This is a genomic window from Cystobacter fuscus, from assembly GCF_002305875.1.
In the GTDB taxonomy this organism is placed as follows: domain Bacteria; phylum Myxococcota; class Myxococcia; order Myxococcales; family Myxococcaceae; genus Cystobacter; species Cystobacter fuscus_A.
The window spans coordinates 6,328,639-6,352,299 of the sequence record NZ_CP022098.1; the positions used below are offsets into that span (position 1 = coordinate 6,328,639).

The 23,661-nt window shown below is 69.0% G+C and carries 20 protein-coding genes; 6 read left to right on the forward strand and 14 right to left on the reverse strand.

What is annotated here, in order from left to right:
- Nucleotides 1-7: 7 nt before the first annotated feature.
- Nucleotides 8-781 carry a DeoR/GlpR family DNA-binding transcription regulator gene (locus CYFUS_RS25800; RefSeq protein ID WP_232536794.1) on the reverse strand — a complete coding sequence of 258 codons (774 nt, stop codon included), beginning with the start codon at nt 779-781 and terminating at the stop codon, nt 8-10.
- 150 nt (nt 782-931) lie between these two features.
- On the opposite strand from CYFUS_RS25800, the gene CYFUS_RS25805 reads away from it, so the two are divergent.
- Nucleotides 932-2,176: an MFS transporter gene (locus CYFUS_RS25805; RefSeq protein ID WP_095987647.1), complete on the forward strand. Its 1,245-nt coding sequence runs from the start codon at nt 932-934 to the stop codon at nt 2,174-2,176.
- A gap of 152 nt (nt 2,177-2,328) precedes the next feature.
- Here the strand turns inward: CYFUS_RS25805 and CYFUS_RS25810 are convergent, their stop codons facing one another.
- The 3 genes from CYFUS_RS25810 to CYFUS_RS25820 all read right to left on the reverse strand — a co-directional run bounded on the left by CYFUS_RS25810 (nt 2,329) and on the right by CYFUS_RS25820 (nt 6,288).
- Nucleotides 2,329-4,419, reverse strand: coding sequence for a serine hydrolase domain-containing protein (locus CYFUS_RS25810; protein WP_198316066.1), 2,091 nt, complete (start codon nt 4,417-4,419; stop codon nt 2,329-2,331).
- A gap of 349 nt (nt 4,420-4,768) precedes the next feature.
- Nucleotides 4,769-5,119, reverse strand: coding sequence for a hypothetical protein (locus CYFUS_RS25815; protein WP_332468288.1), 351 nt, complete (start codon nt 5,117-5,119; stop codon nt 4,769-4,771).
- Between the two features lie 149 nt (nt 5,120-5,268).
- Entirely contained in the window at nt 5,269-6,288 is a 1,020-nt protein-coding gene (locus CYFUS_RS25820; RefSeq protein WP_095987649.1) for a DUF2381 family protein, read from the reverse strand.
- A gap of 518 nt (nt 6,289-6,806) precedes the next feature.
- Here CYFUS_RS25820 and CYFUS_RS25830 point away from each other — a divergent pair.
- Nucleotides 6,807-7,595 carry a DUSAM domain-containing protein gene (locus CYFUS_RS25830; RefSeq protein ID WP_095987650.1) on the forward strand — a complete coding sequence of 263 codons (789 nt, stop codon included), beginning with the start codon at nt 6,807-6,809 and terminating at the stop codon, nt 7,593-7,595.
- A gap of 123 nt (nt 7,596-7,718) precedes the next feature.
- Here CYFUS_RS25830 and CYFUS_RS54015 read toward each other — a convergent pair whose 3' ends face one another.
- Nucleotides 7,719-7,841, reverse strand: coding sequence for a hypothetical protein (locus CYFUS_RS54015; RefSeq protein WP_269770151.1), 123 nt, complete (start codon nt 7,839-7,841; stop codon nt 7,719-7,721).
- Nucleotides 7,842-8,034: 193 nt separating this feature from the next.
- Here CYFUS_RS54015 and CYFUS_RS54020 point away from each other — a divergent pair, with 193 nt between their 5' ends.
- Complete coding sequence (locus CYFUS_RS54020) at nt 8,035-8,166, forward strand: hypothetical protein (protein ID WP_269770152.1); 132 nt, start codon at nt 8,035-8,037, stop codon at nt 8,164-8,166.
- A gap of 65 nt (nt 8,167-8,231) precedes the next feature.
- Here CYFUS_RS54020 and CYFUS_RS25835 read toward each other — a convergent pair whose 3' ends face one another.
- The 3 genes from CYFUS_RS25835 to CYFUS_RS25845 all read right to left on the reverse strand — a co-directional run bounded on the left by CYFUS_RS25835 (nt 8,232) and on the right by CYFUS_RS25845 (nt 12,019).
- Entirely contained in the window at nt 8,232-9,467 is a 1,236-nt protein-coding gene (locus CYFUS_RS25835; RefSeq protein WP_095987651.1) for a DUF1501 domain-containing protein, read from the reverse strand.
- Between the two features lie 11 nt (nt 9,468-9,478).
- On the reverse strand, nt 9,479-11,101 hold the full coding sequence (locus CYFUS_RS25840; RefSeq protein WP_157758655.1) for a DUF1800 domain-containing protein: 1,623 nt from the start codon (nt 11,099-11,101) through the stop codon (nt 9,479-9,481).
- A gap of 78 nt (nt 11,102-11,179) precedes the next feature.
- Nucleotides 11,180-12,019: an SDR family NAD(P)-dependent oxidoreductase gene (locus CYFUS_RS25845; RefSeq protein WP_095987653.1), complete on the reverse strand. Its 840-nt coding sequence runs from the start codon at nt 12,017-12,019 to the stop codon at nt 11,180-11,182.
- Nucleotides 12,020-12,170: 151 nt separating this feature from the next.
- On the opposite strand from CYFUS_RS25845, the gene CYFUS_RS25850 reads away from it, so the two are divergent.
- The gene (locus CYFUS_RS25850; RefSeq protein WP_095987654.1) at nt 12,171-13,643 is read left to right on the forward strand and encodes a methyl-accepting chemotaxis protein; all 1,473 of its coding nucleotides are present in this window, start codon (nt 12,171-12,173) and stop codon (nt 13,641-13,643) included.
- Here CYFUS_RS25850 and CYFUS_RS25855 read toward each other — a convergent pair.
- From CYFUS_RS25855 to CYFUS_RS25880, 6 genes are all read right to left on the reverse strand, one after another.
- Nucleotides 13,621-16,749, reverse strand: a complete 3,129-nt coding sequence (locus CYFUS_RS25855) for an efflux RND transporter permease subunit (protein ID WP_095987655.1) — start codon at nt 16,747-16,749, stop codon at nt 13,621-13,623. The two genes, CYFUS_RS25850 and CYFUS_RS25855, sit on opposite strands and share 23 nt — an antisense overlap.
- A 10-nt stretch (nt 16,750-16,759) precedes the next feature.
- Nucleotides 16,760-18,106, reverse strand: a complete 1,347-nt coding sequence (locus tag CYFUS_RS25860; RefSeq protein WP_157758656.1) for an efflux RND transporter periplasmic adaptor subunit — start codon at nt 18,104-18,106, stop codon at nt 16,760-16,762.
- A 209-nt stretch (nt 18,107-18,315) separates the two neighbouring features.
- Complete coding sequence (locus CYFUS_RS25865) at nt 18,316-19,557, reverse strand: TolC family protein (RefSeq protein ID WP_157758657.1); 1,242 nt, start codon at nt 19,555-19,557, stop codon at nt 18,316-18,318.
- 51 nt (nt 19,558-19,608) lie between these two features.
- The gene (locus CYFUS_RS25870) at nt 19,609-20,604 is read right to left on the reverse strand and encodes a M56 family metallopeptidase (protein ID WP_095987658.1); all 996 of its coding nucleotides are present in this window, start codon (nt 20,602-20,604) and stop codon (nt 19,609-19,611) included.
- Complete coding sequence (locus tag CYFUS_RS25875; protein ID WP_095987659.1) at nt 20,601-21,014, reverse strand: BlaI/MecI/CopY family transcriptional regulator; 414 nt, start codon at nt 21,012-21,014, stop codon at nt 20,601-20,603. Before CYFUS_RS25875 ends, CYFUS_RS25870 begins: the two co-directional genes overlap by 4 nt.
- A gap of 32 nt (nt 21,015-21,046) precedes the next feature.
- Nucleotides 21,047-21,352 (reverse strand): hypothetical protein, encoded by a 306-nt coding sequence (locus CYFUS_RS25880; protein ID WP_157758658.1) that lies wholly within the window; start codon nt 21,350-21,352, stop codon nt 21,047-21,049.
- On the opposite strand from CYFUS_RS25880, the gene CYFUS_RS25885 reads away from it, so the two are divergent.
- Both CYFUS_RS25885 and CYFUS_RS25890 read left to right on the forward strand, forming a co-directional pair.
- Nucleotides 21,351-22,361: a M91 family zinc metallopeptidase gene (locus CYFUS_RS25885; protein WP_095987661.1), complete on the forward strand. Its 1,011-nt coding sequence runs from the start codon at nt 21,351-21,353 to the stop codon at nt 22,359-22,361. The genes CYFUS_RS25880 and CYFUS_RS25885 overlap by 2 nt on opposite strands.
- A gap of 3 nt (nt 22,362-22,364) precedes the next feature.
- On the forward strand, nt 22,365-23,642 hold the full coding sequence (locus tag CYFUS_RS25890; protein WP_095987662.1) for a M91 family zinc metallopeptidase: 1,278 nt from the start codon (nt 22,365-22,367) through the stop codon (nt 23,640-23,642).
- The last annotated feature ends 19 nt before the right edge of the window (nt 23,643-23,661 follow it).

The window sequence follows — 23,661 nt, forward strand, 5'->3', positions numbered from 1 at the left end:
GGCCCCGTCACCCGCGCACGATCTCGATGCCCGCGTGCGACAGGGCCCGCGTCATTTCGTCGGGCGCGGCGCTGTCCGTCACGAGCCGATCCACCAGCGACAGCGGCCCCACGAGGTATGGGGCCGTGGTGCCCAGCTTCTCGCCCGCGGCGACGACCATCACCTCCGCGGCCGTGCTCACCATCGCGCGTTTGACCTGGGCGTCCTCGTGACTGAAGACGCCCAGGCCGAGCTCCGGGTGCACGCTCGCGGTCCCCAGCACGCACACGTCCGCGCGCACCCCGCGGTAGCCATCGACCACCTCGGCCCCGTACATGGCGAGTGACTCCTTGAGCAGCCTCCCCCCGAGCACGATGACCTCGACCGTCGGATGCTCCGCCAACGCCGAGGCGACGGGCAGGCTGTGGGTCACCACCGTCAACGCCAGCTCCTTCGGCACGTGCGTCGCGACCGCCATGGCCGTGGTCCCCGCGTCGAAGAACACCACCTGACCGGGGAGCAGGAAGCGGGCCGCTGTGGCGGCGATGGCGCTCTTGGCCTCCACCGACTCGCTCCGCCGTCCCGCATAGGTGAGCGAGGTCGGTGACCGAGGAACCGCGCCCCCGTAGACACGTCGCAGCAGCCCCTCCTCGGCGAGCTCGCGCAGGTCGCGACGGACCGTGTCCTCCGACACGCCGAATCGGGCCGCCAGGTCACTCGCCAGGACACGCTGGTCGCTCGCCAGGGCATCCAGGATCCGCTTGCGCCGCTCACGGGTGAGCGTGCGTCCTACCTCTTTCACCCGTTCAGGCTTCGAATCCGCCGGATCGTGCATATCGCCTCCCTGCTTCATATAGAGTATGCCTGATTCGGAACGTGACACGATTCATATCGTATGCCGTCCTGGCATTGGTTCCGAAAGCCAGCAAGCACGCTCATCCCAAGGCCCTCCATGCATTCTCCCGTCTCCACCACCGCCACGGCCACCCCTGCCCCGTCGTCCGCCGTGCCGCGCACCCAGACCCGTTGGACCGAGTTCGCGCTGGCGCTCGGAGGCTTCGCCATCGGCACGAGCGAGTTCTCCATCATGGGCCTGCTGCCGGACGTCGCCCGGGAGCTGCACATCTCCGTGCCACAAGCGGGGCATGTCATCAGCGCGTATGCGCTCGGCGTGATGATTGGAGCGCCCGTGCTCGCGGTAGCGTGCGCCAGGCTCCCGCGCCACCGCGCGCTGCTGGGAATGATGGCCGCCCTGGCGCTCGGGAACATCGCGAGCGCGGTGGCCCGCTCCTACGAGAGCCTGATGGTGCTGCGCTTCCTCTCGGGCTTTCCCCACGGCACCTTCTTCGGCATGGCGGCGCTCGTGGTGGCGGACCTGGCGGGGCCCGCGGCGCGGGCACGTGCCGTCGGACGGCTCATGCTCGGCTTGACGATCGCGTGCGTCGTGGGCTCGCCCCTGGCCACAGGGATCGGCCAGTACGCGAGCTGGCGCACCGCGTACCTGCTCATCGGAGGGATCGCCGCGAGCGCCTGGTTGCTCACGCTGCTCAACATCCCGAGGTCGGCCGCCGTCGAGGGGGCCAGTCCGCTGCGTGAGCTCGGAGCGCTGCGGCGCGTACAGGTCTGGCTGACCCTGGGCGTGGGCTCGGTGGGCTTCGGAGGCTTGTTCGCCGTCTATACGTACATCACGCCGACGATGACCGAGCTGGCGGGACTGCGCGTGACGCTCGTCCCCTTCGTCCTGTCGGGCGTGGGGCTCGGAATGGTCGTGGGCAATCTGGTGGGCGCCTCGTTCGCGGACCGCTCGCTGCCGAAGACGATCGTCGCGGCGCTGCTCTGGAACGTCCTCACGCTCATGTCGTTCTGGCTCACCGCGCGCAACCCGTGGGCCGCGTCGCTGTCCGCCTTCGCGCTCGGCATGGGCTTCGCGCTGGTGCCGGGGTTGCAGACGCGGCTCATGGACGTCGCCGCCGATGCACAGACTCTGGCCGCGTCGCTCAACCACTCGGCCTTCAATCTCGCCAACGCGCTTGGGGCCTGGTTCGGGGGCCTGGTGATCTCCGCGGGCTTCGGCTGGAACGCCACGGGGGTGGTGGGCGCGGCCATGGCCATCGGAGGATTGACCTTCTTCGCCGTGTCCATGGCCCTGGAGCGCCGGAGCGCCGCTGGCGCTCAGCGAAACGCGTTCACGACGTAGAGCGACCCTCTCCCTCCGCAGGGCCCCCATCCCACCTATACGCCCTCCGGTTGCGTCTGGGTCCGTCACGGACTCCGCAACGGACGCATCGCGGCGCTCCGGGCGGCGGCGTCCCGCGCACTGCTGTCCGCCGCCCGGGCCCGGCGCTCGCCTCAGCGCTCCGGGGCCACCTCGTCGAAGACGTACTCGTGCTGCTCGTCGCGCACGACGAGGGCGCGGCGGCCCTCGCGGTTGGTGACGACGAACTCCGTACCCACGTTGCCCGGCTCGATGCTCACGAAGGTGAGGCTGCCGTCCTCCTCTTTGCGCGTGGCGACGGCGGTGCTCCACTCACCGAGGTCGAAGATGGTGCGCCCGTCGCGCCCGGTGCGCACCGCGAGGTCGCCCAGCGCGTCGCTGTGGTAGCGCGGGGCGAGCGCGCGCACGGCCTCGGGGTCGGGCGGCAGCGTGAGGCGCTCGCGAGCGCGCTGAATCGTCGTGCGCAGCGACTGGGCCCGCGCCTTCACGTCCTCCTCGGCCTCGGGCCGGCCGTCGTAGAGCACCTCGAGAAGCCGGCGCCTGAAGGCGCCGAGCATGAAGGCGCCGGAGTCCGCGTTCGTAAGGATGACGGCGCCCACACCCGCCTCTGGCAGCCACAGCATGTCGCTGTGGTAGCCGAAGATGCCGCCGCCATGGTGCACCACCGTGGCGCCCGAGGTGCGGTCCACCCCCAGGCCCATGCCGTACGTCACGTCCTCACCCACCGACACCTGGGGCGCGTAGCGCGCGAGCAGGTTCTCCTCGGAGACGAGCCGCTTGCCGTCGGGCAGCGCGCCGCGCGCGAGCTCCAACTGCACGTAGCGCGACAGGTCGCGCACGCTCGTCCACACCCCGCCCGCGGGCCGCATCGGCACCACCTCGTAGTTGAGGTCCATCTTCTCCACCACCGTGCGCCCGTCCACGTCCCACCCGTGCGGGCTCGCATGGTTGCGGCGCAGCGCGCGCGCGAAGTCGAAGGTGGTGTCCGTCATCCCGAGCGGCTTGAACACCTGGCTGTCCATCGCCGCGTCGTAGGCCGCGCCCAGCTCACGATTCGGGTACAGCAACCGACCACCCACGAAGCCCGCGGCCGCCGCCATCAGGTTGCTGTACTGGAACACCTCGCCGAACTTGCTCGTGGGCTGCATCGTGCCCAGCAGCTTCATCGAGGAGGCTGGCGTGGCGTTCTCGTACTCGAAGTACAACTCCATGTCCTGCCGCGGCATGCCCGTACACGCGCAGATGAGGTGCTTCACCAGCACCCGCGACGTGGTGTCCGCGTCGCCCAGCTTGAAGGACGGGTCCACCTGCACCACCGGCTGCTCCCACGCGAGCTTCTTCGCGTCCACCAGCCGCGCGAGCAGCAGCGTGGTGAGAGCCTTGGTGTTGGAGCCCGCCATGAAGAGCGTGTCCGCGTCCACCTTCTGCGGCTTGCCCAGCTCGCGCACGCCCACGCCGCCCTCGAAGACGACCTTGCCGTCCTGGATGAGGCTGAAGCCGACGCCCGGCACCTCGAGCTCCTTCGCCGAGCGATCCACGAACGAACGCATCGCCTCCACACGGGCGGCGTCCAGCGGGTGCGGCTTCTTGCCGGCGAAGGACTCGCGCGCGTAGCCCTTGGGACGCAGGCTGCCGATGAGCAGGCCCGTGGGCGCATCGCGCCGCTCCAGCGTGGCGTTCGTGCCGTCGACGAGGATGACAGTCCACGCGCCGCCCGCGCGCAGCGCCATCGCGTACACGGTGCGCTTCTCGTTGGGCGAGGTCTCGTAGGTGTAGCTGCGGAGTTCCTCCCAGCCGTCGCGGCCCGGCCCCGGCGTGGCGAGTTGGAGCTTGCGCTGCATGGCGGGGTCGGCTGCCTTCCACGCCGCCGCCACCGCCGCGTCCGCGTCCGCCGCGGTGCCTACGTCCACCAGCACCACCCGGGTATCCTTCTCGGGCGGCTCGAGGAGGACCGAGGCCTCGCGCGTGGTCACCGTCCAGCCCGAGGGCGCGGTGAACGTCGCGCCGCCGGGCATGGTGCGCAGCGTGTCCGCGGCCAGCGTCTCGCTCGCCGGGGCGGGTACGGCCGGGGCCGCAGAGGTGGGCACGGCCGGGCCCGCAGGGGTGGGCGCCGGCGTGGACGTCGCGGTCGGATGCTGCAGCAGCAGCGCCTCGGCGCTGCGCGGGCCGGAGGCGCACGCGGACAGCGTGAGACAGAGGGCTGCGACTGCTGCGGGACGGTGCATGGGCCTCTCCCTGGATAGGCGGTGGCCGCAACCTACCGGCTCCCGAGCATGAAAGCGCAGACATGGGACGACCACGGTCTGATATTGAAACCTGTCTATGCTTGGCAGGAAGGCGCTCCCGTTATGAACGTGGCATTCAGGGTCATCATCGAAGTGGATGTTTGAATCCCATCGACAACTATGTGATTGCTCGTTGGTACTAATTGTTTACTCCCCTGCTCCTGGATTGATGGGGGTCAAAAACCATCAATTCAGGTCTCCTCTGGCGCTCGCAGCTACATTCCACACTACACGGGGCACGCACCCGAGGTGAACCGACCGGCGGAGCGTTCGGGCAGGGGTCCGGCGCTCACCGGAACGAATCGACCACATAGACCGAGGCGCCCGAGTAATCGAGCATGGCCGTTCCGGGCTTTGACTCAGGAAGCTTCCGGAGTTGGCCTTTCCCAAGCCGGGCAACAGCGCAAATGGCCACAGTTTCTCCGTCCGGGGGCTTCGCCTCGTAGTACCGGACGACAACTTGCGGTCCACTCGTCCACACCCGCCCGTACAAACGGGTCCCCGGGTCCAAGTTGCCGAGCGAGCCATCAAGGTAGCTCTCTACCGGTCCATCGTAGAGCGTGATGGGGCTCGCGTCGATTTGGTTGGCGTCGAGTTCCACGTCCGCAGAGGCCCCAACGTGCATCCGCAGAATCCGCATTGTCTTTAGGGCCTCATCCGAGCACTTTTCAGATCCAGGGCTTCCGTCTGTGCGCAACGGGATGCCCCCGGACGGGCACCCAGCAGTAGCGAGAAGGAGAACCAAAGAGGAGAGTATGGGTGCTCTGGTCGGCGGCATGCTTGGGGGTATTACTCGCGGAGAAGCCGACGATCCAGGACCACGTGGGTATCTAGCAGGCCATCTTGGCGGTAGATTTCCAAGGCAAGGGTCTTAACGAGCCCAGTCTCAGTATGGAAGGCGTTCCGGTCCACTACGACCGCAATGCTCCCGGTCTCGCCCGGGGCGATCTCGTCGCAGTCGGCACGTAGGGCAAACGGTCTCGCCTCGCCAAACAGGAAGGGTGGGCTTTGGTCCTCTCCTGGGCGCATGGCTCGTAGGCGAGCCTCTGCCAAACTCCAGGGCTTAGACGGGTCGCGGTTCGTCACGGTGAACAGAACCGCTGCTTTCGTCTTACCCCCGTAGACGCGAGCGACAATTCGCGCGGACCGGCCCTTGAGTACCCACTTCTCCCGTTGAACGAGCGCGGTCTGCTTGATGTCCCCTGTCACCAGGAGTTTTGCGAGCGCGTGGTCTGCCGTGTCCTCTCGATAACGCCGCTCGACAACTTCCGAAAGCGCCTCTTCCCGCTTGCGGGTCTCTTCGAGGTCCTTTTGGAGTGATTCGTGGGTGTCCGGTTCGATGAAGACGTTCACCTGCTGGTCGGGCCACTCTCCTTCCTTTTTTGTGGCACGCATCAGGGTGAAGGGTACTTCTGTCCCATCCGCTAGCTTCACGACCATCAGGAAGCGATCTTCCGGGTCAAGGGCCTGAAGCGGCTCAACAAGCACCTTTTTCCCGGCACACTCCACAGGCTCGAAGCGACCTTCCCAGCCCAGGATCTTTGTTCCTTCTCGGTCGCAAGGCTGCTGGAACCGGAGGACGGTTACTGCCTCGGGGGTCACATTCAACCGACGAACCCATTCGTCAGGGCGCCCACGAACATAGGCGCTCCAAACGTTGGGATCGCGTCCACGGGCCATGGCAACGGGCGCCATGAGGACGAGAAGCAGAGTAGACCGGAGAGGTAAGAAGTTCCGCATATCGCGGGTCAACCTACCAGATAAGGGATGGGAGCGGCCAGCCCCCCGCGCGTGGGCCCGTCGTAGCATCTCAAAAAGGGACTATTCTACGCTGGCCACATGAGAAACTTGACTTCCTGCCTTTTCGTCATCAGCGCTCTACCTTGGGGGGTGTTTGCATCCGGTTGCTCGGCTGGTAGGACGCATTACGCCTACTCCGGTGGGACAACGCGCTACGCCTACACGTCGAGCCGTCCCGTAGTCCTAGCGCAAGCGGCTACGATGGACTGCCGGCCTAGCGACTCCACCATGACGTGTTGCATCAAGAAGCATCCACAGGATCCGGTAGGCGCTTGTGGGGCGACGCAATCCGAGGTTGATCAGGTGCTCCGGGCTGTGAGAACCGGCTCCGATGTTGACGAGGACGAGGACGACTTCTCCAACAACGCTTCCCTACCCAAGTGGAAACAGAAGTGCATTGAGAACTACAACGAGTGCGTAGAGGACGACTGGACGGGGAATTGCCACGACTGCCTGCGCTTGTGTGAGGGGCAGCACAAATGGCCTTCTGGCAAGTGCCACGGAAAAGAGTAGGAGGAGGCGCGCGCATGGCCGAAGAGATGGACTTGGATGATGTATGGGTGCTGTGTCGCGACATTCTTGAGAACGGCGCCCCGTTGGAACTCAACGACGAGATGCGCGCCCTCCTTTCGCGGACTGCACAGCAGGCGGCCATCAGTCAGCAGGACGCGGAAGATGCGTTGCGTAGTCACTCCACCGCAATGACGCTGCTTCGAGAGATTCACCGCCGTATTGGGGAAGGGTCAAATCGACTCGACGAAGCCCGAGACCGTGTGAATGAGCTTCAGCAGCAAGGGGACTTCGACGGGGCGCAACAAGTCATGCGCGACGTGCTCGCCGTGGAGATTGTCCCTTTCTACCGGGCGCAGGCCGAAAGAACCCTCAAGAAATCGGCTGGGCTGGCGGAGGTGCTCGCGACCGGGCGGCTCAATCCGAACCTGCCCGACCGGCCGCAACTCGCCGTTCTCGCGCAACGCATCCAGAAGGGACACGCCCTGGAACTCACCGATGACCTATGCGCCCTTCTACACCGGACCGCCCCCACGGCAGCTATCAGCGAAGCCGAGACGGAAGAGGCCCTAAAGAGCCCGAAAGGCGCCGAGGCCCTGATGGGGATGATTCTCTCTCGCTTCCGAGAGGCTCAAAGCCGGTTCCTGCGCTCGATGTACCGGATGACGAGTCTCCGAGACGCTGGAGATCTCGAAGGTGCCCGCCAGCAGATGCGTGACGTGCTCGCCGTGGAGATTGTGCCGCGATACCGGCAGGCAGCCGAGGAGCAGCTACGGGGCCTCGACAGTCCGCCCCCGGAGTCGTGACCAGGTCGGGGCTGGGCGCTCGGGAGCAGGACACAAAAACGGCATTCCTGCCACGTGGGTAGCCGCATCCGTAGCCTAGGGGCCCTCCCTACATGAGCAGAACTGCAATCAAGCTGGAAGACACTACGGGCCACCAAGGGTTTTCGCTAACGCCTGGATATACGGCCACGCCTGCTGAATGCCTTCAAAGATCACCGAAGCCACCAAGCTTTGCGTGATTCCATGCCGAGAAATCTGCTTGAGCATGGCGGGCAACTCGCTCCGGAATATCACTGTTTTCTGCGACACCGAGCACGTCTCCGAGCATCATGGGCCCAGCATTTCGCCGTCCCTTTGCGTAGCCCGAAAGCTCATGTTCAAACCACCGCTATTCGTCCTTCATGCCTAGCTGCTCGGCGACCGTGATGACCATGCCCAAAACAGGAACGAGTGACCCTTGATGATTCGAAAGCTGGGCGCTGGCCTGTGCGATTATCCGCAGAAGCGCTTGAGCTTGATTTTGATTCAAGATGAACTCTCCGAGTTGCGAAAAGATGTTGAAGTGTCCTGCGGGATGAACCGACCGGGCTAGCTTGGTCGCCGTGGGGACTTACGCCATTGATGTAATAATCCTTGATGAGCCAGCTATGGCCGACGTCACCCGCGCAGCAACCCCAGCCGGTCCTCGGGGCGGGGCTGGAAGCCCGGGAAGACGGACGCCAGGGAGCGCACGCCCAGGTGTCCCTCCAGCGCCTCGGAGAGCACGGTGCGGAAGTCCGTGAGCGAGGGCACGTCCCGCTCCTCCAGCAGGTGCTCGGCCGCGAGTCCCTTCCACGGCCCCACCACGCGCCCCCCACGCACGCCGCCACCGAGCACCAGCATCGCGCTCCCCGTGCCGTGATCCGTCCCCCGGCTGCCGTTCTCCTTCACCGTGCGGCCGAACTCCGTCATCACCACGACGAGTACGTCGCTCCACCGCGGCCCCAGGTCCTGGACGAACGCCCCCAGGGCCTCGCCGAGTTCCCGGGCCCGCGAGGCGAAGTGGCCCGTCGTGATGCCCTGCGCCATGTGCGTGTCCCAGCCTCCCATCTCGGTGGCGGCCACCTGGAGCCCCACGTCCGCGCGGATGAGTCGCGCGATGTCCTGCATCCGCTTGCCCAGCGGCGAGCGGGGATAGGTCGCCCCGTGCGCCGGGGGCATGTCCGCCAGGCCTTCATCCCGCACCCGCGCGAGCGCCGCGCTCGCCTCGGCGCCCGTGGTGCGCAGGGCCTCGTCCACCGCTCCGGCATAGAGGGACGCGAAGGTGGCGCCGCGCTGGGGGTCGCGCAGCCGGAAGTCCGCCAGGGTCTCCAGCGCCAGGGCCGGAGCCGTGCCCGCGAGCGCTCGCGGCAGGGTGTCCTGCATCGCCACGGCGCGAAAGGCACTCGCCGGCTCCGGGGGGAGCTGTTCCAGCGCGCGGTTGAGGTAGCCCTCGCGGGTGGACTTCACCCCGGGCGTCCCGGTCTCGATGAAGTCCTGGGCGTCGAAGTGGCTGCGCATCGCCTGGGGCAGCCCCACCGCGTGCACCACCGCGAGCGTGCCGTCGCTCCACTGGGGCATCAGCGCGGCGAGCCCCGGGTGCAGCCAGAAGGTGTCATCCAGGCGCAGCGCGGCGCGCTCCCCCGTGGCGCGCAGCGCGATCGTGGGCCGCAGCCGGTTGTAGTCCGCGTCCCCCACCGGAGCCACCAGCGAGAGCCCATCCGCCCCTCCGCGCAGGAAGAGCGTGACGAGCACCCGGCGCCCGCCTCCGGGCACCTGCTGCGCGGCGCGGGCGAGGAAGGTGGGCGCGGTGGCCATCCCCAGCAGGGACAGGCCCGAGGCCTGGAGCAGCAGACGGCGCGACAGGTGCGGCATGGCGTTTGACCTCACTGCTTCTGGAATTCGGGGGAGCCGAGCAGCAGGCCCGCCGCGCGGCGGACGTCCAGGGGCCGCACCTCCCCATCCGGCATGAAATCCCTCTCACCGGGCGTGAGCGCTGCGAGCAACGTGGCGCGGGTCTCGGCGGACAGGGGCTCGAAGAGGAGCCGGGGGGCGAGCGAGTCCAGGAGCGCCGCCGCGTTCGCGGGAGGCGAGGCCCATCCCCAGGGGAACTCCACGCGGGTGCCCTGCACCTTGCCCTCGGCGAGCGTGAGGGCGAAGTTGATGCGCTGCACGAGGGCTCCGGTGTTCACCCAGGGGGCCGCGTGTTCGGGGTAGCCCGTGGGCGCGGGGGCGCGGTAGAGGTTCTGGCCCATGCGCTCCACCACGCGGGAGATCGCTGGCCCACCATCCGTCCGGGCCCCCAGGGCGCGGAGGCTGGAGACCACCAGCTCCAGGGGCGTCTTGGTCAGCGAGCCCAGGGCGGCGTCGGACCAGAACTCGGGCGAGGTGAAGAGGGCCGAGTACACGGCGCGCAGGTCTCCCTCGGTGCTCAGGAACACCAGGGCCAGCCGCTCCACCAGTGCCGGGGGCGGTGCCTCCGACACGAACTTGCGCGCCAGCTTCGTGGCGATGAAGCGCGCGGTGGCGGGGTGGCGCGCGAGAATGTCCAGCACCCGCTCCCCGTCCTCCTGTCCACCCCCCGCGGGCAGCGCCACGCCGAGCACGTGCTTGTCTCCGACGTCGTGCATGGCGGGCCGGAAGACGAAGACGGGCGCGCGCTCGGGTTCGTCGATCGTCCAGCCCGTGAAGGCCCGCGCCACCTCGCGCACGTCCTGTTGCGAGTAGCCGCCATCCACCCCGAGCGTGTGCAGCTCCAGCAGCTCCCGGGCGTAGTTCTCGTTGAGTCCGGTGGACGCCTTCTTGCCCTTGCCCGGCGTGGAGCCCTCACCCGCGCTGCGCCAGTTGTCCAGGTAGTAGAGCATGGCGGGGTGGCTCGCGGTGGCCGCCAACAGCTCGCGGAAGCGCCCGAAGACGTGGGGCCGCAGCGCATCGCGCTCGAAGGACATCACCATCCAGCGCACCGGCCCCTTGTCCACCGACACGTTGAAGTGGTTGAACCAGAAGTCCACCAGCACCTCCTGCAACTGGCGCTGGCCGTCCACGGCGCGCAGGAGCTTCTGGGTGCGCAGCTCCTCGTCCACCTGTCCGGGCAACATGTCCCGTCCCAGCATCTCCGTGAGCCGATCCCGGTCCTCCTGCGTCTCCAGCCGGAGGCCCAGCTCCCGCGCGTGCTCCTGGAGCAGCGGGTAGCGCTCCATCAGCGCCTTCATGCCGAGGGTCACCGTTGGCAGGGTTGCCAACCGCTGCTCCAGGACCTCGTCGGGGATGCGCTCGGGCCACAACTGCCGCTCCACCCAGGAGGAGGCCCCCACGCGGCGCACCTCCTCCCAGTCCCGGGGCGAGGGCCCGAAGGCGAGCCGCCGCAGCACATGCAGGGCCCGCTTCTCCTCGCTCCACTGCGTGACGGGCCACGTGAGGCTCGGGGGAGTCGTGCGTTCCCGGGGGCCGGACGCACACCCCGGTAGGGCCAGCAGGCCCAGGATGCTCAACAGGAGGGCTCGGCGCATGGGGATCATCCTCCTCCGTCATCACACCGCGGAAGGCTCCAGGTTAATGACTCCGTCAACGAAACCCGAGCGCGTCTTTCAATTGCCCGGAACTCCTGGGGATTTCCGGACATCGCTTCCCGCTCCCGTGAGGTAGCGGGTCATGCGCAGCGTGAGCGCCAGCGGCGCGAAGCGCGCGAACCAGGTGCTCAGCACGTTGAGGAAGCCCGGAATGACCACCGCCCTGCCCCGCTTCATGCCCCGGTAGCCCACCTCGGCCACCTGGCGCGCGTTGCCGCTGCCGAGCGGTCCCGCGAAGAGCCGGGGCCGCTGGTGCTCGGAGGCGCGCGTGGCGAACTCCGTCTCGGTGTAGCCCGGGCACAGCGCCGTCACCCGGACGCCCTTGCCCCGCATCTCCTCGTGGAGCGCGTTGGAGAAGGACAGCACGTACGCCTTGGTGGCGAAGTAGACGGCCATGAGGGGGCCCGGCTGGAAGGCCGCCGTCGACGCGACGTTGAGCACGTAGCCCCGGCCCCGAGCCATCATCCCCGGGAGGAACGCGCGGGTGAGCGCGGTGAGCGCCCGGATGTTGAGATCGATCATCCCCAACTGGGACTCGGCGGGCAGCATGGCGACAGGGCCGGCCAGACCGAAGCCGGCGTTGTTCACCAGCACCTCGATGTCGAGCCCCCGCGCCCCCACCTCGCGCGTCACCTCGGTCACGCCCTCGGGGGTGCCGAGGTCCGCGCCCACCACCACACAGGGGGTGCCATGGGCGCGCTCGAGCTGCTCCGCCAGGGCGCGCAGGGGCTCGGTGCGCCGGGCCACCAACACCAGCGCGTGCCCCTCGCGCGCGAGTACCACCGCCAGCTCCCGCCCAATACCGCTGGAGGCCCCCGTCACCAGCGCGTGGGGCCGCGTCCTCGAGTCTTGATCCATGTCCTCCACGCTTCCCCGGGCCCGCACGGGCCGTCAACCGCTTTGTGGCGAGAGGGAGCGGGCGGAGGGGCGCGCCGAACGCCCACGGTTCGCGTACACTCCGGGAACGCTGGTGTTGGGGGGGCCCTCCCCCGGCCGAGGAGACGAAACGATGTTTTCGAGATGGACCGTGGGGCGGCAGTTCTTCGTGGGTTTGCTCCTGATCTCGACGTTGATCATGTGCTTCATCTTCCTGACCCGGAACAGCACCCAGAAGCTCATGAACGCCGCGCTCCTCGTCGAGGAGAGCCATCAGACGATCGGGCAGATCGAGCGGGTCTTCTCCATCGTGAAGGACGCGGAGTCGGGACAGCGCGACTACCTCATCACCGGCAACGAGGGCGCGCTCGAGCCCTTCCGCCAGGCCTCGTCCAGCCTGGTCCGGGAGCTCGAGCCCCTGCGCACCTCGCTCTCCGGCAGCCCCGAGCAACTGCGGCGCCTGGACACGTTCAAGGATCTGGCCGCGCAGCGCCTGGAGAGCCTGCGCGCCAACATCGACGTGCGCCGCGACCAGGGGCTCGACGCCGCCCTGGCGCGCCTCAAGACCAGTGAGGGCCCGCGGGTGATGGAGAGCCTGCGGGGGACGGTCGCCGAGCTGCTCCAGCATGAGCAGAAGCTGCTCGCGGCGCGCGAGCAGGGGCGCACGGACGAGACGGCCGAGCTGGACCGGTTCTTCTGGATCGACGGCCTCGCGCTCCTGTTCTTCACCTCGCTGGTGGCCCTGGTCATCGGCCGGAGCCTGGAGCGCAAGCTGCAGACGGCCATCGCCCAGGTGCAGGGCTCGTCGGCCGAGCTGCACTCGGCGGCCTCGCAGCAGGTGTCCGGCGCGCGCGAGCAGGCCTCGGCCACGACGGAGATCTCCATCACCGTGAAGGAGCTGTTGTCCACGTCGCGGCAGATCGCCGGCAGCGCCCAGCAGGTGGCGCGCGTGGCGGACGACACGGCGGGAGCGGCGCAGACGGGCAAGGACACGGTGCAGCGCGCCCAGGAGGCCATCGACGTGGTGAGCCGCCAGGTGGACGCGATCGTCACGCACATGCTGGAGCTGGGCAAGCGCTCGCAGGAGATCGGCGGCATCCTGGACATCATCAACGAGCTGTCCGAGCAGACGAACATCCTGGCCATCAACGCCACGATTGAAAGCGCGGGCGCGGGCGAGCACGGCAAGCGCTTCGCCGTGGTGGCGGATGAAATCCGCAAGCTGGCGGACCGGGTGGGCGGCGCGACCAAGGACATCCGCGTGCTCATCGACGAGATCCGCGCCGCCTCCAACACCACCATCATGGCCACCGAGGACGGCTCCAAGGCGGTGCAGAGCAGCGCCAAGCAGTTCAGCGAGGTGGCCGGCAACTTCCGGCGCATCGCGGAGCTGGTGCGCAGCAACCTGGACGTGGCGCGGGAGATCGAGCTGAGCACCCAGCAGCAGACGACGGCGGTGGAGCAGGTGAACACCGCCATCCTCGAGGTGGCGCAGACGGCCCGTCAGGCGGAGACGACCTCCTCTCAGACGATGCAGACGGCCAACCAGCTCTCGCAGCTGTCCAAGCAGCTGCACGCCATCCTCAACGCGCGCGCCGAGGCCTGACGCCGCGGGCCGAGGCCCCCTCGCGCGCCAGCGCGCCGAAGCGGCGGTACAGGGCGGGCACGACGAACATGTTGAGCGCGGTCGAGCTCGACAGGCCGCACAGGATGACGATGGCCATGGGCGCCTGGATCTCGCTGCCCGGCTCGCCACCGGAGAGCGCGAGGGGCACCAGGCCGAGCCCCGCCGCGAGCGCGGTCATCAGGATGGGCACGAGCCTCTCCTGGGCGCCGCGCCGGATGGCCTCGTCGATGTTCCGTACGCCCTCCGCGTGGACCAGGTGCCGGATGTGCGAGACGAGCATGATGCCGTTGCGCGTCGCGATGCCGAACAGCGTGATGAAGCCCACGAGCGACGCGATCGAGAGCACCCCTCCCTGGAGCAGGACGCCGGCCGCGCCTCCGATGAGCGCCAGGGGGAGGTTCACCATCACCAACACCGCGTCACGCACCGAGCCGAACGCCGTGTACAGCAGCCCGAACATGCCCACGAGGCACGCGAGGCCGAGCAACCCCAGGGTGTGGGTGGCGCCTTCCGCGCTCTCGAACTGCCCCCCATACACGATCTGGTAGCCGGCCGGCAGGCGCACCGAGCGCTCCACCGCCGTCTGGATGTCGCGCACCACGCTCACGACGTCACGCCCCGCGAGATTGCAGCTCACGACGAGCTTGCGCTGCACGTTCTCGCGGCCGATCTCGTTCGGTCCCCGGTCGCGGTGCACGTGCGCGAGCGCGCGCAACGGAACCCTGGCTCCGCGCGGTGTCGTCACGAGCAGCTCCTGGAGATCCTCGAGGGACTGGACCCGGCTCGGCTCGGTGCGCACCACGAGATCGAAGACCGCCTGACCTTCCATCACCTGCGACACGACGTGCACGCCCGAGCCCACCTCCAGCGCGCGCGCGACGTCGGCGACGCGCAGGCCATGGCGGGCGATGGCGACGCGATCGAAGCGGACGCGCACGAGGGGGATGTCGGCCTGCTGCTCCCGGGAGAGATCCACCACGCCCGGCACACCGCGCATCGCGGCCTCGACCTCGGTGCCCACCCGGCGCAGCTCGGCGAGATCGTCTCCGAAGACCTTCACCGCGATGCTCGCCCGCGTGCCGGAGAGCATGTGATCGATGCGGTGGGAGATGGGCTGACCGATCGTGATGCTCACCCCCGGCAGCAGCGAGAAGTCCCTCCGCAGGGCCTCGAGGAACTCCTCCCGGGAGCGGTCCGTCTCGCGCAGGCTCACGTCGAGTTCCGCGGCGTTCACCCCCTGGGCGTGCTCGTCCATTTCGGCGCGTCCCGTACGGCGGGCGACGGAGACCACCTCGGGATGCCGCAGGAGGATCTGCTCGAGGCGCCTTCCGGTGGCATCGAACCCGGCGAGCGATGTCCCCGGAAGCGTCACCGCCGCGATGGTCAGCGTGCCCTCACGGAACTCCGGGAGGAAGGAGCGGCCCGACAGCGCGAGCGCGGCGCCCGCCGTCGCCAGCAAGGCGAACGAGACCGAGGCCACGAGCCGCCAGCGCTGGATGGCGCGCTCGAGCAGCGGCGTGTACCGCTGCTTGAGCCACTGGGACAAGCGCGGCTCGTGCGCGGCGGAGACGGCCTTCGAGCCGGGCAACAGGTAGGAGCACAGGACCGGGGTGAGCGTCACGGCGACGAAGAGCGAGGCGGCGAGCGAGACCACGTACGCCACGCCGAGCGGCTGCAAGAGACGCCCCTCGACCCCGGAGAGGAAGAACAGCGGCAGGAAGACGAGCACCACGATGAGCGTCGCGAAGACGATGCTGCCGCGAATCTCCTGGCTGGCGGTGAGGACGATCTCGAGCGCGGGGCGCCGCGTGTCCTCGGGCAGCAGCGCGTTCTGCCGCAGGCGCCGCACGACGTTCTCGACGTCGATGACCGCGTCGTCCACCAGTTCCCCGACGGCGATGGCCATGCCGCCCAGGGTCATGGTGTTGAGGGTCGCGCCGAACGCCGACAACGCGAACACCGCCGTCACGAGCGAGAGCGGAATGGCGATGAGGGTGATGGCACTCGCGCGCCCGCTGCGCAGGAAGGCGAGGACGATGAGGAGCACGAGCACGACGCCATCCCGAAGCGCCTCGAGCACGTTGCCAATGGCCACCTCGATGAAGTCCGCCTGGCGGAAGATGTCGCGCTGGAGGGTCATTCCCTCGGGCAGCGTGCGCGACAGCTCATCGAGCTCCCGGTCGATGCGCCGGGTGAGCTCCAGGGTGTTGGAGCCCGGTTGTTTCTGCACGCCGACGATGACCGCGGGCTGACCACCGAAGGAGCCCTTCCCCCGGGAGAGCGCGGCGCCCATCCGGACCTCGCCGAGGTGACGCACGAGGACGGGCTGCTCCCCCCGCCAGGTGACGAGCGTCTCCGCGACGTCTTCGGGCGTGCGCACTCGGCCGATGCCATGCACCAGGTACTCCTGCCCCCCCTCGTTCACGAAGCCCGCCGACACGTTGGCGTTCGTCTCCTCGAGCGCCCGGACCACCTCCCCCACCGTGACCCCCTGGGCCGCCAGACGCTCGGGCCGGAGCACCACCTCGAACTGCCTGCGCTCGCCACCCGTCACGATGACCTGCGACACACCAGCCACGGCGAGCAGCCGTCTGCGCAGCGTGAAGTCCGCGAACGCTCGCGCCTCCATCTCCGTCCCGTTCCCGGTCGTCACGGCGAGGAAGAGGATCTCCCCCATGATGGACGAGATGGGGGCGAGCACCGGCGCTTCGACCTCGGCGGGAAGCGTGTCGCGCACGAGCTGGAGCTTCTCGCTCACGGTCTGCCGCGCGCGGTAGATGTCCGTTCCCCAGTCGAACTCGGCGTAGATGACCGAGATGCCCACCCCCGTCGCCGAGCGCACGCGCCTGACTCCCGGCGCACCGTTGAGGGAGGACTCGATGGGCAAGGTCACCCGCGTCTCGAGCTCCTCGGGCGCCATGCCGTGCCCCTCGGTGATGACGGTCACCGTGGGCGCCGTGAGATCCGGGAAGACGTCGACCGGCATCCGCGAGGCGGTGTACGCCCCCCATACGAGCATCACGCTCGCGGCGATGAGCACCGCGAGGCGATGCGAGAGGGAGCCACGAAGAATCGCGTCGATCATGCTGGCGCCCTCAGTGCGAGTGCCCGTGGGCGGGAATGGAGCCGCTCGACGCGGCGAGCTTCACGGACCATGCGCCGCGCGTGACGACGTGCTCTCCGGTGCGAACGCCACTCAACACCTCGGCGTGGCCCCGGTCGCGCACCCCGAGGCGCACCACCCGGCGCTCGAAGGACTCTCCCTCGACCTGCACGAAGACGACGGACACGCCGCTGTCGTCGACCACCGACGACTCCGGCACGGCGAGGGCGCGGCGCTCCTCCCCGTTGACGATGAGGACGCGCGCGAAGGCCCCCACCGCCCACCGGGCCCCCGCGTTGTCCACCGTGAACACGAGCGGAAGCGTCCGCGTGAGCGGATCGATGACCTGTCCCCGAGTGACCAGTGCATCGGCGGGAAGTTCGATGGCCTCCTCGCCGCCCTCGACGAGGAACGACGCACCGCGGGGCGTGCCGAGCCGGCCCACGTCGATCTCGGCCACGCGGGCCTCCAGCCAGAGCTGGGTGAGGTCGGTGACCCGGAACAGCGGCGCCCCCACCTCGACGAAGGCGCCCGGGGCGACGTGGAGTTCGGTCACGGTGCCCGACAGCGGAGCACGCAGCGCGACCGTGCCCTCGCCGCCGCCGGCCGTCCGTTGTACGCGGCGGAACTGCTCGAGCCGCCGCCGCGCCGCCGAGAGCGAGGCCTGGGCGTCCTCGGTGGCACGGACCGCCTCCTCGACACGTCGCTCGGGCACCGCGCCCTCGGCCCGCAGTTTCTCGAGACGTTCGCGCTCGCGCTCCGCGAAGCGCAGCTCCAGGTCCGCGCGCGTGATGGCGAGTTCGAGGGACGCCACGTCCGCGGCCTCGAGCCGGGGCGCGATCACCCCGAGCGGATCATCGACGGAGACCTGTTCGCCGAGGCGTGGAAAGGCCCTTCCACTCGTCGCGACCCGGCCCGCGGCGGGCGCCCTCACGAGGACCTCTCCGTCGGACCGGGCACGCACCTCGCCGGTCGCGCGCAGGGTCGGACGCAGGGCGTGTTCGGAGACGAGCGCGGTCGCGAACTCGATGGGCCATTGCTGCTCCTTGAGGAAGGGGATGCGGCCCGGGGCTTCGGGCTCCTCGGGAATCCCGGCGCGCGCGGCGGCGGCGCTCTCGAAGACCGTCACGTCGCCGAGATCGTGGTCCGCGGACAGACCCGGCGCGCGGATCTCCACGAGCAGCCGACGCCTGCCCGTGGCGGCCGGCTTCACCACGGGGCGGAAGATGCCGGGAACCGATGGGCCCTGACTGTCGAAGCGCTCCTCGCCGGAGTCACCCCGCAGCACCACGCTCACCCTCCCCTCGGCCAGCGCCGCGAAGCCCTCGAGCTTCGTCACGTGGGCCGCGCAAGGTGATTCCTCACCACGCACCAGCGCGGGCAGCTCGATGAAAAGCTCACTCGCCTCGGTCCAATGTGTAAACGAGAGCGCGGGCCGCTCGTCCGCCGCGTCATGGCCATGTGCATGACCGTGCCCCACGTCCCCCTCGTGGGAATGAGAGTGGCAGGCCGCCACGAGCACGAGCGGCAGGAGAATCATCAGACGTTTCATGGCAACCCAGCTCCCGTGAGCCGATCCAGCTCGATGCGCGCCCGGCGCGCGGCGTGCGCCATGTCGAGCGCGGTGAGGGAATCGTCCGTGGCGCCCCGGTGGGCATCGAGCAGCTCGAGCAGCCCCAACTCCCCGCCCTCGTACCCCGCGGAAGCGATGCGTACGAGTTCACCGGAAACCTCGGTGGTGCGCTCGTGGAACTCCGAGGCCGCGCGGCGCAACCGGACGGCTTCCGCCCGCGCGCCCGCCAACTCCCCGTCGAGTTCCGATTCGAGCAGCGCGCGCCGCCCTCGCGCGGCCTGGGCCTCGCCCGCCGCGACACGGGCGAGCCCCGACGCTCGATCCCACAGGGGAAGGGACAAGGACGCCCCGAACAGGAAGCCATCGGTGCGCCCCTGGCCTCCGAGATCCACGCCCTTCCAGCCGCCTTCGAGCAGCAGGTCCGGTGCCCACCAACGAGAAGCCGCCCGCCGCTCGAGCGTGGCGGCCTCGAGGCGCAGATCGAGCGCCAGCAGATCGGGACGCGAGCCGTTCGAGGCGCGCAGGGCCAGCAACTCCGCGGGCTCCGTGTCGGGCAGGAGTGTTCCCGTCACGGTCATCGTCGAGGCATCGGCGCCGAGGAGCGCCTGGAGCCGTGCCCGTGCCCGCTCGAGCGCGGCTCGCTCCGTTTCCAGCCGGCCCATCGCCACGGCGCGCTCCCGCTCGACACGCCTCCGGTCGTACGTCGCGGCATCACCTCGTTGCTCACGGCGCGTCACGAAGGTCAGCGCCTGCTCGATCCGGCCGCCCCACCCCTCCAGCGCGTTGATCCGGGCCTGCCGATAGAGCACCTCGTGGAAGCGCAGACGGGCCTGCGCGGCGACCGACAGCCCGGTGGCCTCACCCTCCCGCCGTGCGGCACGTGCTCGCGCCCCGCCGGCCTCGCCCTGGAGCGCGCGCCGGGCCCCGAGGTCGAGAGCCTGGGACAGCGAGACATAGTCCTCACGCGACCCGGAAGCGCCGAAGGTCTGCTCACGCATGTACGCGAGCTGCGGATTGGGATACGCGCCCGCGGCCCATCCACGTCCCTCTTCGGCGGTGACATCTCCCTCGAGGGTGTCGCGCAGGGGGGCTCGGCGAAGCGCACGGGCCACGGCCTCGCGCTCGGTGAGCACCGGGCCCGGCTCGGGCTCCTGTGCCTCCGCGCCCGCGGCGAACACGAGGACGAGCCAGAGGCCCACCAAAAACCGAGCGACCATCGGTTTTCCACGCGGACGAAGACGGATCAGGCGAACGAGGGCCATGGCAGGTCAGTGCGCGACGACGGAGAGAAGGGATTCGGTGAGGTGGTGCAACCCGGCGGAAGTACCGAGGACTCCCACGAGCGCGGCGACGAGACAGAGCGCCACCCCGCGCAGCGACCTCGAGGGCGCGGGCTCGGCGAGCAACGACTCCACGCGCCGCTCCACCGCGCATTGCCCGAACGCGACGGCCACGGGAGCGAGCCGTCCAGCCACCACGTGTCGTGTCGCGCGCTCGACGCGGAGGATCGCGGACGCCACGGCGATGCGATCGCCCACGGCGCTGGCGGCGTCTTCGTCGCAGGCCTGCTCGGCGGCGATCTCCAGTTCGCGCACGAGCCAGCGCGCCACCGGGGGCAGGTGAAACACACCCAACGCGCGCACGAGGCTGGCGACGAGGGCATCGCGGCGGCGCGCATGGGCCCGCTCGTGGGCCAGGACGATGGCGCGCTCTTCCTCGCCGAGCGAGTCGAGCAGCCCGCGTGACAGGAAGACCCGGGGGCGCAAGAGGCCCGCCGTCAGGCACACGGGCCGCGAGGTCTCGATCACGGTGACGCCCAGCTCGTGGCGTGGCTCGCCGGTCCTCGCGAGGGCACCGAGCACGCGCACCGCGCGCACCACGTCCAGGGCTCCGAGGGCCGCGCGCAGCGAGACGTGGCTCACGACGAAGACGAGCCCCAGCACCCAGGCCAGGTGGATTCCGCTCCTGGGCAGATGGATGAAGCACAGGTGCGCGTGCCCATCGTCATGCGTGGCGCAATGGTCGAGACGCGGCACCACGAGCGAGAGCAGCGACGGAAGGCTCGCGGACAGCATCAGCGCGAGCGCCGTGAGGATTGGCAGTACCGCCAACAAGACGAGGAAACGATGACGGGCCCTCGGTTCCCAGCGCGACAACCGGGAGGCGAAGACGCGCGCGCCCAGGGCCGAGAGGAGCGAGCCCAGGGCGAGGAACACGACCGCCGCCAGCAGGAAGAACTGCGCGCTGTGCAGACCAGGGCTCATCGTGGGCCCCGCTCGAGTTTCCGCCGCCGCTCCGCGACGAGCGCCTCCAGGCGCTCGAGGTGCTCCAGCCCCGCGCGCTCGGTGACATCGACGAACGCCGACACCACGGCCTCGGCCTGCCCATCCATCAAGCCGCCGACGAGCTCGCCCACGAGATCACGATGGAACTCCTCGCGGCTCACCCGGGCCTTGTACACATGGGCGTGGCTGACCTTGTCCCGTTCGAGCAGCCCCTTCTCGAAGAGGCGCTTGAGCGTCGACTGGATCGTGTTGAGCGTGATCCCCCGCCGCTTGCCGAGCGCCACGTGAACGGACTTCGCGTCGCCTTCTCCCCCCGACCACAGGTGATTCATCACGGCGGCTTCGAGCTCACCGAGGAGAGGCGGACGAACGGGACCGGAGGAACTCACGTCCAGAACGGTACGGGAACAAAAACCGATCGTCAATCGGTGTTCCCCGCCCCCTGGAGTACGAACGACATCCCCTTCTCATCCATCGAGACTCTTTTTCTCTCGAGGAAGTAAAGAGGCCGGGCACACACCTTTCGCCCCGCGACGAGCGACAATGCTCTCATGTTGAAAGTCAACCGGCCGAACGTCAGCACCGCCCCCTCGCCGACGACCCCGACGGCTCGCAGCGCGCCGTCCTCGCCGACTGCTCCCACTTCACCCTCGGCGCCCACCCAGCGCACCAGCGCCACGGGCCCCACTCCCCCGCCCCCGGTCACCGATTCGCTCTCCACGACCATGCGGCCCTCGGCCAGGGGTGGCGTCAACCTGAGCGGCACCACCGCCCCTCCCCCCGCGCCGCCTCTCCCGCCGCGGCCCGCCGTGACCACCGCGCCCGGCCAGCCTCCCCGGAGCGTGAACGCCTCGCTCCAGGACGAACTCAATCGGGCGTCGCTCAAGCCGGCGGACCACGGTGTCGTGCATCCGGACCTGCCGGGCATCCGCACCCGCCGGGAGCCGTTTTCACAGCCCCATGAGTTCGCCGACTTCACGCGCGACGCCCGGGCCTCCACGCACCGGCTGATGGAGAATCCCACCGGTCAGGAGATGCTGACGGACATCAACAACAAGACCGGGCAGCTCAACCCCGGCGCCACGGGGACGGCCCAGAAACCGCTGACGGCCGTGGACATCCACTCCAGCAACAAGATGACCCATTCCCCCCGGGTCTCGGGAAACACGGCCGAGGAGAAGCTCGCGTCCGCGAAGCCCGCGTACCGCTTCGATGGCCAGCCCGGCACGGGCGCCGCCAGCACCGTCAAATACAATCCGAACGCGGGAAGGAGCGATCCCGGGGACGTGGCGCTGCGTCCCGGGGACTTCCGCGCCAACAGCCTGGGGCACGAGATGGTTCACGCCCATCGCGCGGCCCATGGCCTCCAGGTCCCCCCGCTGGAAGCCAGCAAGCATGCCCAGAACTCCATGCTCAAGAAGTACGATCCCCAGACTCCAGGGGACGTGAACTACCCCAAGCAGGTCATCAATCAGCACGCCCTCCTCAAGGAGGAGTTCGAGACGGTGGGCCTCCAGCGCACTCCGGGCCATCCCGATGCTCCGACGGAGAAAAAGATCCGCAAGGAGCTCGGGATGCCCCCGCGCACGAACTACTCGGGCGAGGTTCCCGGAGGCGCCAACCATCAAGAGCTGCAGCGGGTCGACGAGGCGCTCGACAACCGGCTCGGTGTCTCGAAGCGGTTCAACCTGACGGATTCGCCGGTCACCAAGATCGTCAACCATTTGGAGAAGTGACTCATGATGAAAGTCAACCGGCCGAACGTCAGCCCGTCCCCTTCTCCGACGACCTCGACGGCGCGCAGCGCGCCGACCTCGCCAACGACTCCCACGTCGGCCCCCACGTCCACTCAGCGCACCCAGGCCACGGGCCCCACCGCTCCGCCTCCGGCCACCGATTCACTCTCCACGACCATGAGGCCCTCGGCCAGGGGGGGCGTCAACCTGTCGGGCACCACCGCCCCGCCCCCCGCTCCGCCTCTCCCCCCGTCGCGGCCCGCCGTGACCGCCGCGCCCGGTCAGCCCCCTCGGAGCGTGAACGCGTCGCTCGAGGACGAACTCAAGCAGGGCCGGGCCTCCCTCAAGAAGACCGACCACGGCGTCGTGCATCCGGAGCTGCCCGGCATCCGCACCCGCCGGGACAACCTGGCGCCCCATGAGTTCGCCGATCACACGCGCGACTCCCGGGCCTCCATCCACACGCTGATGGAGAACAATCCAAATGGGACGCAGTCCGTCGGCAACAAGATGCTGACGGACATCAACGGCAGCACCGCGAAGCTCAACAATGGCTCCCTGGGGACGGCGCAGAATCCGGCGACGGCCGTGGACATCCATGCCGGCAACAAGATGACCCACGGGCCCCGGCTGGGCGAGTTCGACCGGGTGGCCATCGGCAAGGATCTGGCCGCGCTGGACCCGAATGACCAGGCGGGCCGCGCCAGGGTGATTGAGAAGCACCAGCAGAAGGCGCTCCTCGAAACAAACTCGGCCTACCGTGCCGGTGGTCACGCGGGCGAGGGCCGGGCCAGCACGGTGAAATACAACGCCAATGAAGCCAGCTCCCCCCAGAATCGCGCCAACAGCATGGGGCATGAGATGGTTCACGCCCATCGCGCGGCCAATGGCATGCAGGTGGGAACGGTGCAGCAAAGCAATCTCCAGCACCACCCCGCCTTCGACGCGGCCAACAAGGTGGAAGCCGGAGGCGGCCAACGGCTCAAGGACAACATCAACTTCCACGCCCAGCTCAAGGAAGAGTTCGAGACGGTGGGGATGCAACCGACCCCGGGCCGTCCCAATGCTCCGTCGGAGAACAAGATCCGCCAGCAACTCGGGATGCCGCAGCGCACGGACTACTCGGGCCATACCCCCGCGACGGCCGCGGAGGGCCTGCAGGACATGAAGGAGCAGCCCGATACCCGGACCGCCTGGCAGAAGGTCAAGCGCGAGCCCATCCCCGGAGCGGAACAACGGGCCCAGGACGTCCAGCAGATCGTCAACCACCTGGAGAAGTGACCGGGGGGGCGAGCCACTC

Excerpts from the sequence above, each read along its gene's own strand:
- CYFUS_RS25820 (WP_095987649.1), bottom strand. The coding sequence starts at position 6,288 with ATGCTACGACGGGCCCACGCGCGGGGGGCTGGCCGCTCCCATCCCTTA.
- CYFUS_RS54015 (WP_269770151.1), bottom strand. The coding sequence starts at position 7,841 with ATGCTCAAGCAGATTTCTCGGCATGGAATCACGCAAAGCTTGGTGGCT.
- CYFUS_RS25885 (WP_095987661.1), top strand. The coding sequence starts at position 21,351 with ATGCGGCCCTCGGCCAGGGGTGGCGTCAACCTGAGCGGCACCACCGCC.
- CYFUS_RS25855 (WP_095987655.1), bottom strand. The coding sequence starts at position 16,749 with ATGATCGACGCGATTCTTCGTGGCTCCCTCTCGCATCGCCTCGCGGTG.
- CYFUS_RS25805 (WP_095987647.1), top strand. The coding sequence starts at position 932 with ATGCATTCTCCCGTCTCCACCACCGCCACGGCCACCCCTGCCCCGTCG.
- CYFUS_RS25840 (WP_157758655.1), bottom strand. The coding sequence starts at position 11,101 with ATGCGCCGAGCCCTCCTGTTGAGCATCCTGGGCCTGCTGGCCCTACCG.
- CYFUS_RS54020 (WP_269770152.1), top strand. The coding sequence starts at position 8,035 with ATGATTCGAAAGCTGGGCGCTGGCCTGTGCGATTATCCGCAGAAGCGC.
- CYFUS_RS25815 (WP_332468288.1), bottom strand. The coding sequence starts at position 5,119 with ATGCGGATTCTGCGGATGCACGTTGGGGCCTCTGCGGACGTGGAACTC.
- CYFUS_RS25810 (WP_198316066.1), bottom strand. The coding sequence starts at position 4,419 with ATGCACCGTCCCGCAGCAGTCGCAGCCCTCTGTCTCACGCTGTCCGCG.
- CYFUS_RS25830 (WP_095987650.1), top strand. The coding sequence starts at position 6,807 with ATGGCCGAAGAGATGGACTTGGATGATGTATGGGTGCTGTGTCGCGAC.
- CYFUS_RS25870 (WP_095987658.1), bottom strand. The coding sequence starts at position 20,604 with ATGAGCCCTGGTCTGCACAGCGCGCAGTTCTTCCTGCTGGCGGCGGTC.
- CYFUS_RS25845 (WP_095987653.1), bottom strand. The coding sequence starts at position 12,019 with ATGGATCAAGACTCGAGGACGCGGCCCCACGCGCTGGTGACGGGGGCC.
- CYFUS_RS25850 (WP_095987654.1), top strand. The coding sequence starts at position 12,171 with ATGTTTTCGAGATGGACCGTGGGGCGGCAGTTCTTCGTGGGTTTGCTC.
- CYFUS_RS25880 (WP_157758658.1), bottom strand. The coding sequence starts at position 21,352 with ATGGTCGTGGAGAGCGAATCGGTGACCGGGGGCGGGGGAGTGGGGCCC.
- CYFUS_RS25865 (WP_157758657.1), bottom strand. The coding sequence starts at position 19,557 with ATGGTCGCTCGGTTTTTGGTGGGCCTCTGGCTCGTCCTCGTGTTCGCC.
- CYFUS_RS25835 (WP_095987651.1), bottom strand. The coding sequence starts at position 9,467 with ATGCCGCACCTGTCGCGCCGTCTGCTGCTCCAGGCCTCGGGCCTGTCC.
- CYFUS_RS25890 (WP_095987662.1), top strand. The coding sequence starts at position 22,365 with ATGATGAAAGTCAACCGGCCGAACGTCAGCCCGTCCCCTTCTCCGACG.